Raw genomic sequence first — 15,794 nt, 5'->3', positions numbered from 1 at the left:
AGCTAGATGGTGTGTATGCAAAAGTGACACCCATCACAGCAGATTCAACCTTACTTACGGCTGATAGTACGAGCAATGAAGCATCTTCATGGACGATTCAATCTGCTGTTGCAGATGGTGATAATGCACTTGGCCAACGCATTGATGTCACTCAAGCGAATGTTGCAAGTAATTCAGCTTTGATCAAGTCGGAACAAACCGCACGTGCAACTGCAGATTCAGCATTAGCGACTCGCATTGATACACTTTCAACCACTGTGAGCGGTAATACTGCATCAATCACTAATGAAGCAAAAGCACGATCTGATGCAGACAGTGCTTTAACTCAAGCGGTGAATGTTGCACAAAGTACGGCTGACAATGCACAAACATTGATTAAAAGTGAATCGAGTACACGTGCAAATGCAGATAGTGCACTGGGTCAACGCATTGACACAGTTTCAGCAGGTGTTGATAGCAATAAAACGTTGATTCAATCTGAACAAACAGCACGTGCAAATGCAGATAGTGCACTAGGTCAGCGTATTGATACCATTTCTGCGAATACTGCAAATAATGCATCTGCTATTCAACAGGAGGCAAAAGCGAGATCGGATGCAGATACGACACTGACACAGCAAATCAATACAGCGCAAAGCACAGCAGACAATGCCAAGGCTTTAATTACGAGTGAATCAACCACACGTGCAAGTGCTGATAATGTTTTAAGCCAACGTATTGATACGATTTCTGCTAAAACAGATGGTAATGCTGCAGCAATTGTGAATGAGCAAACAACACGTGCAACAGCAGATTCAGCGAATGCGAAAGCATTAACTGATTATAAGTCACAAAATGACAGTGCAGTGGCAGGGGCAACAGAATCGATCAAAACACTTTCGACACAGCAAAAAGCACAGTCTGAGAAGTTAGATGGTGTGTATGCAAAAGTGACACCCATTACTGCAGATTCAACTTTACTTACTGTTGATAGTACAAGCAATGAAGCATCAAGCTGGAGTATTCAGTCTGCTATTGTTGATGGTGATAATGCGTTAAGTCAGCGTATTGATGTGACTCAAGCGAATGTTGCAAGTAATTCAGCTTTAATTCAATCTGAACAAACAGCACGTGCCAATGCAGATAGTGCTTTAAGTCAGAAAATTACTACATTGCAAGCACAGGTCGGAAACGACTTGCAAAGCAATATAGCAACGATTCAAAGCTCACTTAATGCACTTGCAAATGCCGATTCAGCACAATCTAGTCGTATTGATACGGTGCAATCTTCTGTGACAAATGCGCAGAGCACAGCAAATCAAGCACTTTTAGACGCACAGCAAAAGTCAGACGCAGCGGTGTTAGCTGCAAAAACTTATGCAGATGCACAAGCTAAAGCACAAGCGGACGCAGCAAAAGCATCTGCCTCAAATGATGCATCTGATAAAGCCACTGCAGCACAATCAGCAGCGATTGCAGCAGCCGCTTTAGATGCAAAAAATAAAGCAGATGCTGCACAAGCTTCAGCTGAAAACAAAGCTGCACAAGCGCAAAGTACCGCTGATGATGCGCTGAATAAAGCCAATACGGCCAATACTACGATTGCGACTGTACAAACCAAAGTAGATACGCTGACAACTGCACAAGGTGCAACAGCGAATCAAGTGAGTACGATTCAAACGACTGTGGGCAATCACACAGCATCGATTCAGTCACAGCAAAGTTCTATTGATGGCTTAACTGCACGTGCAAGCTTGAAATTGGAATCGGGCAATGTGATCGGTGGTGTTGCGATTGAAAACAACAGCAAAACAGTAGATGCAATTTGGCGTGCAAATAGTTTTGCAATTGCACCACCAGTGACTGCAGATGATCAAACACCGGCTTATGCTTTTGTATATCGCTCAACAGCAACCACTTTGCCGAATGGTACTGTCATTCCAAAAGGTCTGTATTTAGATAGTGCTTATATTGGTCAAATTGATGCAAGTAAGATCAATGTAGATAGTTTAAGTGCACTTAGTGCAAATCTTGGAAAAATTACGACATTTAAAGATCCTAATAAACCAAATGGTGCACGAATGATTTTAGAAGGCAGTCTTATACAAGTCTATGATGACAATAATGTTTTACGTGTGAAGTTAGGAATGTGGTGACGATATGGCACAAGGGTTACAAGTATTCAATGAGGAAGGAAAAATAGTTCAAGATATTACGGACAGATGTTCACGTGTATTGGGTTTCTTTAAAATAACATCTAGAGGTGAAGGGTTTTATACAGAGACGATTACTGATGATCGTTTTAATGAAGGATTACCATTTGTTATTCCATTTCAAAATTCAACAACATTTGGGGTTTCTTGGTATACCTCTGATAATGGTTGGCAACCCATTACATCTTCAGCATGTTCATTTTATGACATATTTCTTAACGGTAATACTCTTACTCTTAAGTTTAGAGTTTGGAGAAATAATATACCTGAACAATCAATTATGTATGGAGTTTACTAATGGGTGCTGGGTTTCAATCTAGAAATGCAAATGACCGTACCATCATTCAAATAGATTCTGATGGTACAGGTTTGAACATGAGTTTCATGCGTAAAACTTATTTAAAAGTTGGATACAGAACGAAGTATGATTGTAATAGTAAATCTTCAATTATTGCCGTATTGCCCTCTGATAGAGGTGTTCGGATCAAATCAGAATTGGCACATAATATAGATGTAAATGTTAATAGATCATATTTTTTATCTGTTTTTAACGCAAATGGTATTGTCGCTTCTGGGGATTGTTGGGTTTATGAATTTGATATATATAAATTTATATCCTCAACATCTAAATTTGGATTACAAGTTTTTAATGATGATGGAAATCTCGTTTACGATGCGCTTACACCGCCATTGAGAGTAGTTGGTTTTATTGCTGGTGATATTGTGAATTTTAATAAGAGTAATCAAGGCCCTAAAAAATATGTTAGCTCTCTAAGTGTTTATGATATTGAAAAAAAGAATATTGCAATTTTAACGCTTGGTAGTTCTTGTGATGCTTTTACTCTGGGAAGTAGTGCTGATATGCGTATTGTAGAGGCAAGTTCATATGTGGATTACACAAACTCTACTCTGAATTTAATTTATGAAGGACGAAGAGTGGGTCGCACTTCAGAAGGTGGTACATCTAGTGAATTTTCAGGAGCATGCAATGCAACTGTGATGGCGATAGATGTTACAAATATTTGAAAAATAAAACCCTTATATACCATCTTTCGAGGTGGTTTTTTTATACCTAAATTTAATAAAAGAGAACGACATGACAGATCAGCAACAACTATTAGACACCGCCAGTACCGTATTTACAAACAAAACCACTCAAGTTGGTGCATATACAAGCACTGGGGCAGGGATTATTTCAGCGATTTCAAAACTAGATTTTGTTGCACAAGTTTTACTGTTTGTTGCTCTGGTAAGTCTTGCTTTTACCGTTTTTAGTTTCGTCATGAATTGGTATTACAAGCATCAACAACATAAGCGTGAAACTGAACTACAAAAACAAAAAATTAAATTAATGTTGGAGGGCAAATGGCATGGACAAGAATAAGTACCTTGTTATTGGATCTATTCTAGGGGCAGTCGGGCTTACTGGTATTCCAGTAGCCACAACATATATTAAAGATGTTAGCCAAGAGGGGTTGAAGAATACAGCAGGGCATGAAGGGTACAGATCAAAACCGTACCGAGATCCAGGTGGGGTGATTACTCAAGGCAACGGCTCAACCATCAAACCCGATGGCACAAAAATAAAGATGACAGATAAGCCAATCTCTCAAAAAGAAGCTTTACGTTATTTACAAGCCCACATCACAAAACACCGGGAGCCATTTAACAACTCACTTAAAAACGTCAAGATTTCGCAAGTTGAATATGATCTTTACGCTGACTTTGTCTATCAGTTTGGGCTTCCTGCTTGGCTGAGATCAGACATGTTAACCAATCTTAAAAAAGGGCAGTATGTGCAAGCATGTCAATCATTATCGAATTGGCGATTTAGTCGTGTGCCACCACATAGCACAAAAGTAGATTGTCGCATCAACTCAAAATGCAAAGGGGTATGGAATCGACAGAAATGGCGTATTGATCGATGCATGGGGGTGAATACATGATCTATTTAATGACAGCATTAAAGTTTTGGCGAGAGTGCTTAATCGCATTACTCGCTTTTTTATTAGTTTTTGCGTTGATTGTCGTAAATCATAAAGAAGTCAAACTGCAAGAACAGAAGCTTGAACATGCAAACTATGTGCAGAAACAGACACAAAACTATTTAGATACGGTTCAAAAACAGCAAATTGAAATGAACAAAGTGAGTGCAGATTATGAAAAGCTTAAAGCTGAACAGGCAACAAAAGTTGAATATGTTACCAGGACAATCAATAAATACATTGATCGCCCTGTGTATAGCAATGTTTGTATCGATGACGATGGTCGGCTGCAACTCAACGAGCTCATTAAATCAGGTCAATCCACCAAAGCAAGTACCAAGTAACTTACTGCAACCTTGCCCAGATCTTCAAACGCTAGATGAAAACATAGGCAAGGCGTGGTTGATATGGTCCATTGATACAGTGAAAAAATATAATGACTGCAAGTATAGACACGATGCGCTCATGAAGTCACAAGGTTTTAATACTGAATAATAAAAAGCCGACTGAGTAGCCGGCTTTTTAAAATAGTATTACTTCCACGTATCATTCAAATCCTGCATCACTTTCTATTTTATAGCTAGACCGTATTGAATCAGATATAATCAATGCAATCTAGTTTTTCACTTTTCATACAGCACTAAGTCATATTTTTATTAGTGTACAAATGTGTGTACAAATTAAAGAATTTATCAATGTTAAAAGATCAAATAGCTAATGAAGTAAAGGCTCGTAGAACCTTTGCTATTATTTCTCACCCCGATGCGGGTAAAACCACCATGACAGAAAAACTACTGTTATGGGGAAAAGCCATTCAAGTGGCAGGTATGGTAAAAAGCCGTAAATCTGACCGCTCAGCGACTTCTGATTGGATGGAAATGGAAAAAGAGCGTGGAATTTCCATTACCACCTCGGTCATGCAGTTTCCATATAAGCAACATGTGATTAATTTACTTGATACCCCAGGTCACGAAGACTTTTCTGAAGATACGTATCGTACACTCACCGCAGTAGACTCAGCATTGATGGTGATTGATGGTGCAAAAGGGGTGGAAGAACGTACCATTAAATTGATGGACGTCTGTCGCATGCGTGATACGCCAATTGTATCATTTGTTAATAAAATGGACCGAGAAATTCGAGAACCACTTGAATTACTCGACGAAATTGAAAATGTATTAAAAATCCGTTGTGTGCCAATCACATGGCCATTAGGCATGGGTCGTGATTTTGCAGGTGTGTACCATATTGCTGAAAATAAAACATACCTTTATAAAGCAGGATTTGGCTCAACCATTACAGATATAGAAATTCGTGATGGTTATGATTATCCTGACATTCGTGAAAAAATTGGTGACTTATCTTTTAAAGCATTTGAAGAGTCTTTAGAGCTTGTACAAATGGCAGCAGATACGTTTGACCATGATTTATTTTTACAAGGCAAACAAACTCCTGTATTGTTTGGTACAGCATTAGGAAATTTTGGTGTAGACCATATTTTAAATGCTTTTATTGATTGGGCTCCGCCACCTAAAGCGCATCCGACGCAAGAAAGATCAGTTGAAGCCACAGAAACAGGTTTTTCAGGTTTTGTTTTTAAAATTCAAGCCAACATGGATCCAAAACATCGCGACCGTATTGCCTTTATGCGTATTTGCTCAGGTAAATATGAAAAAGGCTTGAAAATGAACCATGTACGTTTAGGTAAAGATATTCGTATTTCTGATGCTTTAACTTTCCTTGCAGGTGAACGTGAGCACTTAGAAGAAGCATGGCCTGGCGATATTATTGGGTTACACAACCACGGGACTATTCAAATTGGTGATACCTTTACTGATGGTGAATCTTTACATTTTACAGGCATACCGCACTTTGCCCCTGAAATGTTCCGCCGTGTACGTTTAAAAGATCCGCTAAAATCAAAACAATTACAAAAAGGCTTAAAAGAGCTCTCAGAAGAGGGAGCAACACAAGTTTTTATGCCACAAATTAATAATGATTTGATTGTTGGTGCGGTAGGGGTCTTACAGTTTGATGTAGTGGCTTATCGTTTAAAAGAAGAGTATAAAGTGGACTGTGTCTATGAGCCTGTGAATGTGAATACAGTGCGTTGGATACACTGTGATGATGAAAAAACACTCAATGATTTTAAGAAAAAGGCACATGATCAGTTGTCTGTCGATGGTGGTGGCCATTTAACGTATTTGGCACCAAGCCGTGTAAATTTGCAGATTATGCAAGAACGTTGGCCTGACGTTGAGTTTAGAAATACTAGAGAACATTAAATCTTATAAAAAACAGCTTCTTTAGAGAAGCTGTTTTTTTATTGAAACAATATCTAAGCAGAATCCTGCTTAAATTTTTATTTTAAAATCAATTACTTATAGTATTTTGATTAAATACTGAAATTATGTAGCATATACGTTTAGTCACTCAGTGCTGTTTTTTAAGGGAAATCTGTTTATTCGTTTTACTAAACTGTAAAGGAAAGCATTTATTTTATAGAAAAAATATAAAACAGTGGCTTGCTTGAATTCCTTAAACAGGATTTAGGTTATTTAGAGTTTAGTTTTTAAAGATAAATGTTCAAGTTACATAGATTTTCTTGTATCTTAACGTCATTCTCTTTAATTTAATCAACTTATATACAGTCGTATATGTATGTGAGAAAAAAATAATGCTTTACACTACACAAAACAATAACAAGCGATATGCAATGCTCTTATGTTGTGTACTTACTGCGTGTCAAAAGCCACCGACTGTAGTGCAAGATACAAATCAAAAAGAGACAACTGCACAAGTGTTACCGAAACAACCTGAATTTAATCCACAGGTTACCCCGCTAGGGATTGAACACGCTCGTTGTGATTACCGTCGTTGTGCAGAGTTTTCAATTGCACATTTGAGTAGTCATCAAAATTTTATTAACCAAACGCTCGAGCAAGCCACACTTGATATTTTAAAACAAAAGCTAAATCCAAATTCTACAGATACAAGCACCATCAGTGATTTAAGCTTGCAAAATCAGATGAGTAATGCCAGTTTTCAAGCACAAGTACAGCATTATGCAGACTTATTTTTTCAGTTAGATCAAGATCTTAATCAAGTAAACAGCAATATACACACTTCTTTTATTATAAAAATAGATCAGCAATCACATGTGGGTAATTTGGTAACCGTTGTTTTACAGTCACAAGATTTTTTGGGAGGAGCGCATGCGCTTCATCGCCAACAGTATTTTGTATTTGATCTATTACAGCAACAGCAATTAAGTTTAGAGGATTTATTACAACCTAATCAAAAAGATGCCTTAAAAGAAAAGGTATATCGGCAATTTACAGATTGGGTGTTAAATGAAAAACTTGCAGACAATGTGAAAGATTATGAACAAGCTTGGCCATTTAAGATCAGTCATAATTTCTACTTGAATGATAAGGGGTTGGTGCTACAGTACAATGAATATGACATTGCTCCGTATTTAATGGGCACTCCAAGCTTTACCATACCGTATGCAGCGCTTAAAAATATTCTAAAGCCTCAATTTTTACCTACTAAACCATAACATATGAAACTATTTGATACTCACACTCATTTTGATGTGCCAGATTTTGACATAGATCGAGCCACTTTAGCGAGTGAGGCAAAACAACGCGGTGTTGAAGCATTAGTACTTATAGGAATTACGCGACAGCGATTTGATGTTTTATGGAATACTCATCAGTGGTTATCTGAGCAGTCAGATCGGTATCCACGCAGTTACTTTGCACCCGGACTACATCCATTTTATATAAAACAACATCAAAACCATGATTTATATGTATTAGAACAATATTTACAGCAAAAAAATTGTGTGGCGATTGGTGAAATAGGGTTAGATACTTTTTTAAAACAGCACCGAGAACCCAAGCTGTATGAACGTCAACAATATTTTTTTAAAACTCAGCTTGAATTGGCTAAACAATACAATAAACCTGTATTACTACATATTCGTAAAGCACATGCCGACGTATTGAAAATGCTCAAGGCACAGCATTTTACCCAAGGAGGCATCGCACATGCTTTTAGTGGTGGCGTACAAGAAGCAAAAGCTTTTATTCAACTTGGATTTAAGTTGGGTGTCACAGGTCAAATTACGAACGTAAATGCTAAAAAATTACATCGTGTTGTACAAGAGGTTGGCTTAGAGCATTTAGTCATAGAAACAGATTGTCCTGATATGACGCCCGTTTGTTGTCAACATGCCAATACATCGCACACTCGAAACGTACCTGCTAATTTAACTTATGCTTGTCAAAGTTTAGCCGATGCATTAAAGCTTGATGTACCTACTGTCGCAGAGCAACTTTGGAAAAATAGTGTATTGGCCTTAAAGCTTAAATCGTCCGAATTTTGTTTTAATAATTGATTTTAAAATCAATTACTTATGTTTTTTACCCATAAAAACAATGATATCGCATTTATTTTCTGTCATTTGTACTTATTTTTAGGTGAAATTGCTCTGTTTGTTATGCAAAATGATAGTAAAAACTGCGAATTTAAATAAAAGTATATAAAAAATGAGCTTAATTAAGTTTCTTATCCGTGCTTTGGGTTAAATAATATTTATGCTGTACTTTCAATGATTGGGTGTAATCATTTTTAATGATAAAACATCCATATTGAATTGAATAGATGAAAACAAATATAAGCATCTAAATGAAATTTGAATATTTAGGTATAGTCAAACTACATACAAGTAAAAATTACCAAATACGGCTGGCTACATAAGGCTTTAGCATGATGAACTGTATGAACAATTAGATGGTTTCACTATATATGGTTTAAAACTTGAATTTAGATATTTTAAATACTGTAAGTTTTTGTTGAATAGATAATATGAAGTTGCTGTTTTATATGTTGATTAAAAAATATTTTCTTTATAGTAAAATGTTCTAAATTTTTATACTACAGACGTATCTAGCAATACTGTATCATTTTTCTTTGTATGTGGTTTTTGGTCGTTTTATTATATTTAGTACTTTATACGATCAATAAGATAATTTTAACTGAAAATACAAGTGTAAGTGACTGAAAATAAAAATACGATAGACGCATGTTATGTGGTGATAAAATATAAATGTATAAAGAAAAATCTTAAAAACTGCATTGGAAATAGATCTATAGAGCCGGAATCCTGTTTAAGAAATTCAAGTAAGATGCTGTTTGATATTTTTATATAAAATACATGCTTGCCTTTACAGTCTAGTATAACAAATAGATCGATTTCCCTTAAAAAACAGCGCTGAGTGACTAAACGTATATGCTACATAATTTTAGTATTTGATCAAAATACCATAAGCAAATGATTTTAAAATAAAAGCTTAAACAGGATTCGGGTTATAGAGAAATCTTTTAGTTATTCATATCACTAATCAAGTTAAAGGCTTGCCTATATATTCCGTAGTCTTTACTTGTATGTGTTTTTTGATGGTTCTACTATATATGAGCGTTTTAACGATTATTGAAAAATGTAGAAATTTCTTTGTTCAAACCAAGCTAAATATATATTTTAGAGATACTATTGAATACTGATCAATAAAAAGCCTGATTAAAGCAAATGTTTTGATGAATGGCCTTGACTGTGTTGATATTCATTATTGCGTTGGCGCAGACTAAAAAAATAAAACACGCTACACTATGCCGTATTAACTACTGCATAATTGGATAGGTATATGATTGATATGCTTCAAGATGATGAATATGAACGCCGTTTTGCTGGTGTATCGAAGGTCTATACCGAACAATCTTTTACGAAATATCAGCAAAGCCATGTTGTTGTGATTGGCATTGGTGGTGTAGGTAGTTGGGCTATTGAGGCATTAGCACGTACAGGTGTTGGACATTTGACCTTAATTGATATGGATGTTTTGGCTGCTTCAAATATTAATCGGCAACTTCCAGCATTATCTTCAACCTTAGGGCTTGAAAAAATTGAAGTGATGGCACAGCGTTGTCGTGAAATTAACCCCCACGTTCAATTAACATTGATTGATGACTATTTGAATGCAGATAATCTTAAATCACTTTTGGCAAATCGTCCCGATGTCATTTTAGATTGTATTGATGACGTAAAAGCTAAATTGGCTTTAATGTTACACTGTCGGTTTAATAAGCTCCCTTTAGTCGTTTCTGGTGGTGCAGGGGGGAAAAAAGACCCGCTGAAAATACGTGTCGCTGACTTGTCAAAAACAGAGCAAGACCCTATGTTGGCTAAATTACGCAGTCAACTACGTGGTATGGGTATATGTAAAAAACCAAAAGAAAAATTTGGTATTACGTGTGTGTATTCTGCAGATTTACCTGTCACTTCAGCAGATACATGTACTACAGCAGGCTTGCGTTGTGGTGGATATGGTTCTGCTGTTGTGGTTACTTCTACATTTGCCATGATTGCTGTGGCTGAGGTGCTTAAAAAGCTAGATGCCAGAGTCATTTGACTTTAAAGCTCTTATTTGTGCTGCTAAATAAGCAAGGTTTTCATGATTGGCTTGCGCTGCGTCATGGGTTGAAATATAGCCCGGGTATTGTTCAAAATAATGATCAATCGGTGAGTTAATCGCTTGCCATTGTTGGTTGGTGTGCGCTGTACCATGCATTGGAAACAGTTTTGCATGAACATGGTCTACACCAAAGCCTTCAAATACCATCGCAGTTCGGCCAACATCATCAAAAAAATGATCTAGCTTTTTTGCCACAGTTCGCGTGAATTGAACAAGCTCATGTAATACTTGATCTTCAAGATCAAAAGCATAACTGCTGTAATGCTTTTTAGGAATAACCACAGTCGTGCCAAGCGTGTTTGGAAATAAAGACAAAAATGCAAGGAAATGTTCGTCTTCCGCTACAATATGATGTTGTAACTCTTTATTGACCATTTTACAAAATATACAGCCCATGTTTTATCTCATTTTTATATGCTGTTTTTGAATATAAATCGCATATATTTCAGGACGATGAAATATTTGTCTGTTGATTTTTTTTGGCCTGCTTATGCCAGTGATACCAGCCGTACAATGCATTAAATAATGATGCACAAGTCATCATCACCATGGCATAGTTGCCAGCATTGACCCAAATAATCATGCCCAAAATATTAGAGGTGACCCATAAAAACCACTGTTCTGAGTAACGCATGGTCATTAAAATTTGTGCAATGATGCAAATCACCACAGTAATTGAATCTAAATGGACCTGTTGTGCATTGAGGTAAGCTAAAAATTCTGCGTAGCTGAAAGAACAAATAGCAACCACAGCCAGCATGATGATCCAACCTTTGCCTGTTAAATTTTTGACTTCAACATCGGTATGGGCTGTTTGAGTTTGACTACGGTGTTTTAACCAAAAGTATAAGCCAATAAATTGCATGGGAAGATAAAAGAAACCACTGAGCATGGCTTCACCAAAAATTTGATTTTTGTAGGAAATATAGGCGTAGAGTGAAGTGGCAATCACACCAAAGAAGAAGTTTTCAATACGCCCTTTAGCGACAAGAACCACGCATAACATGTTAGATAAAGCACAAATCAGATCAATGGTACTTTGTTGCCACCAAAAAAATAAAATAAACTGTATTATTGTAAAGACAGCAAGCCATATTTTTTCGAACATGGTCCAACCGTGAAATAATTTCATGAGCGGAGAATTTTTTAAATAGAATTCGAGTATCATGAAATGAATTTTTACAGATTACAAGTACCAATTTGAGTGCAATCACTCATCATTTATAGATTGATGTTGTGCTAAATATGCCTCTGTACGCTGAATGGCATCTTGCATTTGCTGCACCGCGTGATGGATGTCATCTATGGTTTTAGCTTGTCCACCACTTAGTGCTTGTCGCCATTTTCTAGCTCCTGGCAAATTTTGAAATAAACCTAAAATATGTCGAGTAATAATGGATAATGGAGCACCTTGTGCTAAACGTTGTTCAATATAAGGCAGCATATTTTGAATGATATCAAAGCGATCAGGATGTTCATCATTCCATAAAGCGTGTCCAATTTCAGCAAGCAAGTAGGGATTATGATAGGCCTCACGTCCGATCATCACACCATCTACATGTTTTAAATGTTGTAGTGTTTCTTCAACCGTTTTGATGCCACCATTGATTTCAATAAATAAATGTGGGCGTTCGCGTTTTAGACGATAGACATCTTCATAACGTAATGGTGGTACATCACGGTTTTCTTTAGGCGATAAACCTTTAAGTAAAGCAATGCGTGCATGAACTACAAAGTGTTGGCATCCTGTGGCTGCTACAGTGTCGACAAAATGAAGCATTTCTTCATAAGATTGCATGTCATCAATGCCAATGCGGTGTTTAATATGCACAGGAATCTGAACAGCGTGTTGCATGCTCGTAATGCATTCTGCAACCAAGTCTGGTTCAGCCATTAAACATGCACCAATTTTATTATTTTGTACTCGGTCGCTTGGGCAACCGACATTCAAGTTAATTTCTTGATAACCATAGTCTTGACCTATTTTGCTACAATGTGCGAGATCTTTTGGGCTTGACCCACCAAGTTGTAATACAAGAGGCTGTTCTTGTGTATTAAAATCTAAATGTCTTTTTTCATCACCAAATATGATTGCGCCAGTTGTGACCATCTCTGTATATAAAACAATATTTGGATTAAATAAACGAGCAAAATAGCGATAATCTTTGGTGGTCCAATCCATCATCGGGGCAACACTAATGCGTGGTTTTTTAGATAAATTGAGGGTGTTTGAAGTACTCATGGAAGTATAACCTTTTGCATTTGTGTTGCTAAAGTGGGTATTTAACGCTATTTCAATTTTTTTTGCATCTTGTAAATATGATTATATGAAAATTAAGATCGTTAACAAAATGACATGTTAAAAATAGATTGCTAAAACACAAAAGACGTGGTGGTTTTAGCATATAACTTTTAGAAAATATTTGAGAACTTGAGCGACTGATGAATATTAAAATTATCACAGCAAGTGTACGTCAAGGACGTATCGGCCCACAGATATCAAAGTGGGTTTTGCAAAGTATTCAAGAAAAAATGAATAATGATGTTGAGATCATTGATTTAAAAGAATGGTATTTACCATTAGATGATGAGCCATATCTGCCTGCGACAGGAAAATATCTACAACATCACACTCAACAATGGAGTCAAAAAATAGCAAGTGGTGATTTATTTGTATTTGTTTTTCCTCAATATAATTGGGGTTATCCTGCATCCCTAAAAAATGCAGTCGATCACTTATATGCAGAGTGGAATGATAAAGTAGCACTCATCGTTTCTTATGCAAATAGGGGAGGAGGTAAGGCGGCAGATCAATTTCAACAGATCATAACAGGTCTACATATGCACAATTTAAGTGGTCGTATAGAAGTAAAATTGAAGGATTTACAGTTCAATAATGAAGAAAAGCTCATTCAGCCTAGTGTTGATTTACAGGGTTATCAGAACATGCTGTATGATTTGATATGTGAGGCTGAATTATTGTTAAATAACCCGAATCCTGTTTAAGACATTCAAGTAAGCGACGGTTTTATATTTTTTATATAAAATAAGTGCTTTCTTTTACAGTCTAGTATAAGGAATAAACCGATTTCCCTTAAAAAAAACAGCTCTGAATGACTAAAAGTATATACTACATCATTTTCACTATTTGATTAAAATCTCATAAGTTAATGATTCTAAAATAAAAAAAAGAAGGATTTGAGTTAAATGAGGCCTTACATGCAGATAATTGATATATGGTTTAGGTGGGTGATTTGAAAATTATAATATACGCCATAAACAGTAATTGAGTTTCGAGACAATGGGTTAAACATCGTGATGTCATCTAGGTTTTAAAAGGTTAATTTAACCTTAATCACGGATAAAATTTTATTTAAAATCAATCATATATATTCTTTTTCCATATATAGCATCAATTTTCTATCCCTTATGTTTTATTTTTTAAGGTGAAATTAGCTTATTTGTAATACAAGATGGTAAAGAAAAATAGTGTAATTGAAATAAGAATATATAAAACAGTCGCTTAATTGTATTTCTTGTTTGCGATTCGGGTTAATTTATATATTTTCTATAGAATTTTGTCGATGAATGTAGGCGATAGGAGCAGTATGGATGATTTGATAATAGAAAATGTTTACATTTAATGATGGCTTGAGATAAAACCATCATTAAATGTAGTAAAAAGCAGAATGGTTTATATAGGTGATTTTAAGGAAGTAGTATAGCTTGCAAATTCAAATTCAATACCAGATGAATGATCGGTGTGATGTTCACTGGTGATTTTTTCAAAGTGTGATGGGATTTTTGGGTAAAACGCTTCACCTTGTTCTACTGTGACATGAACATGGGTAAGTTCTAAACGATCTGCATATTCGATCGTTTGTTTGAATATTTCAGCCCCCCCAATAATAAAAAGCTTATGCGGTTGTTCGCTCTGCTTCACATCGGTTAAAGCCAAATGAAGGACTTCATCGATACTGTGTCCAACTTTAGCACCGTTATAAGACCAATTTTGATCTCGAGTAATCACCCAATTGACTCGTTTAGGTAAACAGCGCCCCATAGATTCTAGGGTCTTTCTGCCCATAACCACGACGCCACCTTGAGTGATTTTTTTAAAATGTTGTAAATCTGCTGAAATATGCCACGGCAAATCATTATTTTTACCAATACATTGTTGTTGATCCATGGCCACTACATGAATGATTTCAATATCTTCAATCATACAGCCACCGGTGCTTTAATTGCATCATGTGATTGATAATTCATAATTTCAATATCGTCAAAGCTAAAATCAAAAATGCACTTGATTTGAGGGTTTAGTTTGAGTTGACACAGGGGTAACGGGGTGCGAGACAATTGCAGTTTCGCTTGTTCGAAATGATTACTGTATAGGTGAGTATCTCCACCCGTCCATACAAAATCACCAACAGCCAAATCACAGACCTGAGCGATCATATGTGTGAGTAATGCATAGCTTGCAATATTAAATGGCACGCCTAAAAAGACATCTGCACTGCGTTGATAGAGTTGGCATGAGAGTTTGCCATCGTGCACAAAAAATTGAAATAAGGTATGGCATGGAGGTAAAGCCACTTGAGTGGCTTCATTGGGATTCCAACCTGAAACAATTAATCGACGTGAATCAGGATTGTTTTTTATTTCTTGAATTAACCAAGAAATTTGGTCAAAACCATTGTTTTGGTACGTACCATCTGTATTTTTGCTGGCGCCAAAATTACGCCACTGATGCCCATATACAGGCCCAAGTTCACCTTCTGGTCGGTTAAATTTTGCTGTTTGTTCCGCAGTTGCCCATTCATTCCAAATAGAGACTTTATTGTCTTTAAGATATTTGACATGGGTGTCACCATTTAAAAACCACAAAAGTTCTATCGCAATGGAGCGAAAATGCACTTTTTTTGTCGTTAGCAGTGGAAAACCTTCTGATAAATCAAAGCGCATCTGATGCCCAAAAACAGACCGTGTTCCCGTACCTGTACGGTCACTTTTGTCACCACCTTGGTCAAGAATACGCTGTAATAGGTCATGATATGCTTTCATGGCTGTCCTTTGTG

Annotated in this window: 15 protein-coding genes and 1 pseudogene; 11 read left to right on the top strand and 5 right to left on the bottom strand. The window is 36.4% G+C overall.

Features of this window, described 5'->3' with window-relative positions; all coding sequences use genetic code 11:
• The 10 genes and pseudogenes from I2F17_RS01465 to I2F17_RS01420 form a co-directional block, all read left to right on the top strand.
• Positions 1 to 2,135 (top strand): annotated as a pseudogene (locus tag I2F17_RS01465) (TipJ family phage tail tip protein); the annotation flags it as partial.
• A gap of 4 nt (positions 2,136 to 2,139) precedes the next feature.
• Entirely contained in the window at positions 2,140 to 2,490 is a 351-nt protein-coding gene (locus I2F17_RS01460; protein WP_211138912.1) for a hypothetical protein, read from the top strand.
• On the top strand, positions 2,490 to 3,218 hold the full coding sequence (locus tag I2F17_RS01455) for a hypothetical protein (protein ID WP_211138911.1): 729 nt from the start codon (positions 2,490 to 2,492) through the stop codon (positions 3,216 to 3,218). Before I2F17_RS01460 ends, I2F17_RS01455 begins: the two co-directional genes overlap by 1 nt.
• Positions 3,219 to 3,288: 70 nt before the next feature.
• Positions 3,289 to 3,576, top strand: coding sequence for a phage holin family protein (locus I2F17_RS01450; RefSeq protein ID WP_211138910.1), 288 nt, complete (start codon positions 3,289 to 3,291; stop codon positions 3,574 to 3,576).
• Positions 3,563 to 4,138: a glycoside hydrolase family protein gene (locus I2F17_RS01445; RefSeq protein WP_211138909.1), complete on the top strand. Its 576-nt coding sequence runs from the start codon at positions 3,563 to 3,565 to the stop codon at positions 4,136 to 4,138. The genes I2F17_RS01450 and I2F17_RS01445 overlap by 14 nt, the downstream gene beginning before the upstream one ends.
• Positions 4,135 to 4,521, top strand: coding sequence for a hypothetical protein (locus tag I2F17_RS01440; RefSeq protein WP_213014402.1), 387 nt, complete (start codon positions 4,135 to 4,137; stop codon positions 4,519 to 4,521). Before I2F17_RS01445 ends, I2F17_RS01440 begins: the two co-directional genes overlap by 4 nt.
• Positions 4,522 to 4,872: 351 nt before the next feature.
• A complete protein-coding gene (locus I2F17_RS01435) occupies positions 4,873 to 6,462 on the top strand; it encodes a peptide chain release factor 3 (RefSeq protein WP_211138908.1) in 1,590 nt (529 codons plus the stop codon).
• A gap of 392 nt (positions 6,463 to 6,854) precedes the next feature.
• A complete protein-coding gene (locus I2F17_RS01430) occupies positions 6,855 to 7,739 on the top strand; it encodes an RsiV family protein (protein ID WP_211138907.1) in 885 nt (294 codons plus the stop codon).
• A 3-nt stretch (positions 7,740 to 7,742) separates the two neighbouring features.
• Complete coding sequence (locus I2F17_RS01425) at positions 7,743 to 8,582, top strand: TatD family hydrolase (protein ID WP_211138906.1); 840 nt, start codon at positions 7,743 to 7,745, stop codon at positions 8,580 to 8,582.
• A gap of 1,306 nt (positions 8,583 to 9,888) precedes the next feature.
• Positions 9,889 to 10,653 carry a tRNA threonylcarbamoyladenosine dehydratase gene (locus tag I2F17_RS01420; protein ID WP_196423216.1) on the top strand — a complete coding sequence of 255 codons (765 nt, stop codon included), beginning with the start codon at positions 9,889 to 9,891 and terminating at the stop codon, positions 10,651 to 10,653.
• Here the strand turns inward: I2F17_RS01420 and I2F17_RS01415 are convergent.
• From I2F17_RS01415 to dusA, 3 genes are all read right to left on the bottom strand, one after another.
• Complete coding sequence (locus tag I2F17_RS01415; protein WP_196423215.1) at positions 10,633 to 11,112, bottom strand: HIT family protein; 480 nt, start codon at positions 11,110 to 11,112, stop codon at positions 10,633 to 10,635. The genes I2F17_RS01420 and I2F17_RS01415 overlap by 21 nt on opposite strands.
• A 49-nt stretch (positions 11,113 to 11,161) precedes the next feature.
• Positions 11,162 to 11,824: a nicotinamide riboside transporter PnuC gene (pnuC, locus tag I2F17_RS01410; protein WP_211138905.1), complete on the bottom strand. Its 663-nt coding sequence runs from the start codon at positions 11,822 to 11,824 to the stop codon at positions 11,162 to 11,164.
• Between the two features lie 102 nt (positions 11,825 to 11,926).
• On the bottom strand, positions 11,927 to 12,958 hold the full coding sequence (gene dusA, locus I2F17_RS01405; protein ID WP_196423213.1) for a tRNA dihydrouridine(20/20a) synthase DusA: 1,032 nt from the start codon (positions 12,956 to 12,958) through the stop codon (positions 11,927 to 11,929).
• A 200-nt stretch (positions 12,959 to 13,158) separates the two neighbouring features.
• On the opposite strand from dusA, the gene I2F17_RS01400 reads away from it, so the two are divergent.
• Complete coding sequence (locus I2F17_RS01400; RefSeq protein ID WP_196423212.1) at positions 13,159 to 13,722, top strand: NADPH-dependent FMN reductase; 564 nt, start codon at positions 13,159 to 13,161, stop codon at positions 13,720 to 13,722.
• 688 nt (positions 13,723 to 14,410) lie between these two features.
• Here the strand turns inward: I2F17_RS01400 and I2F17_RS01395 are convergent.
• Together I2F17_RS01395 and thyA are read right to left on the bottom strand one after the other, a co-directional pair.
• Positions 14,411 to 14,941, bottom strand: coding sequence for a dihydrofolate reductase (locus I2F17_RS01395; protein ID WP_211138904.1), 531 nt, complete (start codon positions 14,939 to 14,941; stop codon positions 14,411 to 14,413).
• Positions 14,938 to 15,780, bottom strand: coding sequence for a thymidylate synthase (gene thyA / locus I2F17_RS01390; protein ID WP_211138903.1), 843 nt, complete (start codon positions 15,778 to 15,780; stop codon positions 14,938 to 14,940). The genes I2F17_RS01395 and thyA overlap by 4 nt, the downstream gene beginning before the upstream one ends.
• Positions 15,781 to 15,794: the final 14 nt, after the last annotated feature.

The sequence above is a fragment of the Acinetobacter baretiae genome, assembly GCF_015627105.1.
In the GTDB taxonomy this organism is placed as follows: Bacteria; Pseudomonadota; Gammaproteobacteria; order Pseudomonadales; family Moraxellaceae; genus Acinetobacter; species Acinetobacter baretiae.
This window is presented reverse-complemented; position numbering and strand designations above follow the sequence as displayed.

Excerpts from the sequence above, each read along its gene's own strand:
- I2F17_RS01400 (WP_196423212.1), top strand. The coding sequence starts at position 13,159 with ATGAATATTAAAATTATCACAGCAAGTGTACGTCAAGGACGTATCGGC.
- I2F17_RS01460 (WP_211138912.1), top strand. The coding sequence starts at position 2,140 with ATGGCACAAGGGTTACAAGTATTCAATGAGGAAGGAAAAATAGTTCAA.
- I2F17_RS01415 (WP_196423215.1), bottom strand. The coding sequence starts at position 11,112 with ATGGGCTGTATATTTTGTAAAATGGTCAATAAAGAGTTACAACATCAT.
- I2F17_RS01435 (WP_211138908.1), top strand. The coding sequence starts at position 4,873 with ATGTTAAAAGATCAAATAGCTAATGAAGTAAAGGCTCGTAGAACCTTT.
- I2F17_RS01420 (WP_196423216.1), top strand. The coding sequence starts at position 9,889 with ATGATTGATATGCTTCAAGATGATGAATATGAACGCCGTTTTGCTGGT.
- thyA (WP_211138903.1), bottom strand. The coding sequence starts at position 15,780 with ATGAAAGCATATCATGACCTATTACAGCGTATTCTTGACCAAGGTGGT.
- I2F17_RS01450 (WP_211138910.1), top strand. The coding sequence starts at position 3,289 with ATGACAGATCAGCAACAACTATTAGACACCGCCAGTACCGTATTTACA.
- I2F17_RS01430 (WP_211138907.1), top strand. The coding sequence starts at position 6,855 with ATGCTTTACACTACACAAAACAATAACAAGCGATATGCAATGCTCTTA.
- I2F17_RS01425 (WP_211138906.1), top strand. The coding sequence starts at position 7,743 with ATGAAACTATTTGATACTCACACTCATTTTGATGTGCCAGATTTTGAC.
- pnuC (WP_211138905.1), bottom strand. The coding sequence starts at position 11,824 with ATGTTCGAAAAAATATGGCTTGCTGTCTTTACAATAATACAGTTTATT.
- I2F17_RS01395 (WP_211138904.1), bottom strand. The coding sequence starts at position 14,941 with ATGATTGAAGATATTGAAATCATTCATGTAGTGGCCATGGATCAACAA.
- I2F17_RS01440 (WP_213014402.1), top strand. The coding sequence starts at position 4,135 with ATGATCTATTTAATGACAGCATTAAAGTTTTGGCGAGAGTGCTTAATC.
- I2F17_RS01445 (WP_211138909.1), top strand. The coding sequence starts at position 3,563 with ATGGACAAGAATAAGTACCTTGTTATTGGATCTATTCTAGGGGCAGTC.
- I2F17_RS01455 (WP_211138911.1), top strand. The coding sequence starts at position 2,490 with ATGGGTGCTGGGTTTCAATCTAGAAATGCAAATGACCGTACCATCATT.
- dusA (WP_196423213.1), bottom strand. The coding sequence starts at position 12,958 with ATGAGTACTTCAAACACCCTCAATTTATCTAAAAAACCACGCATTAGT.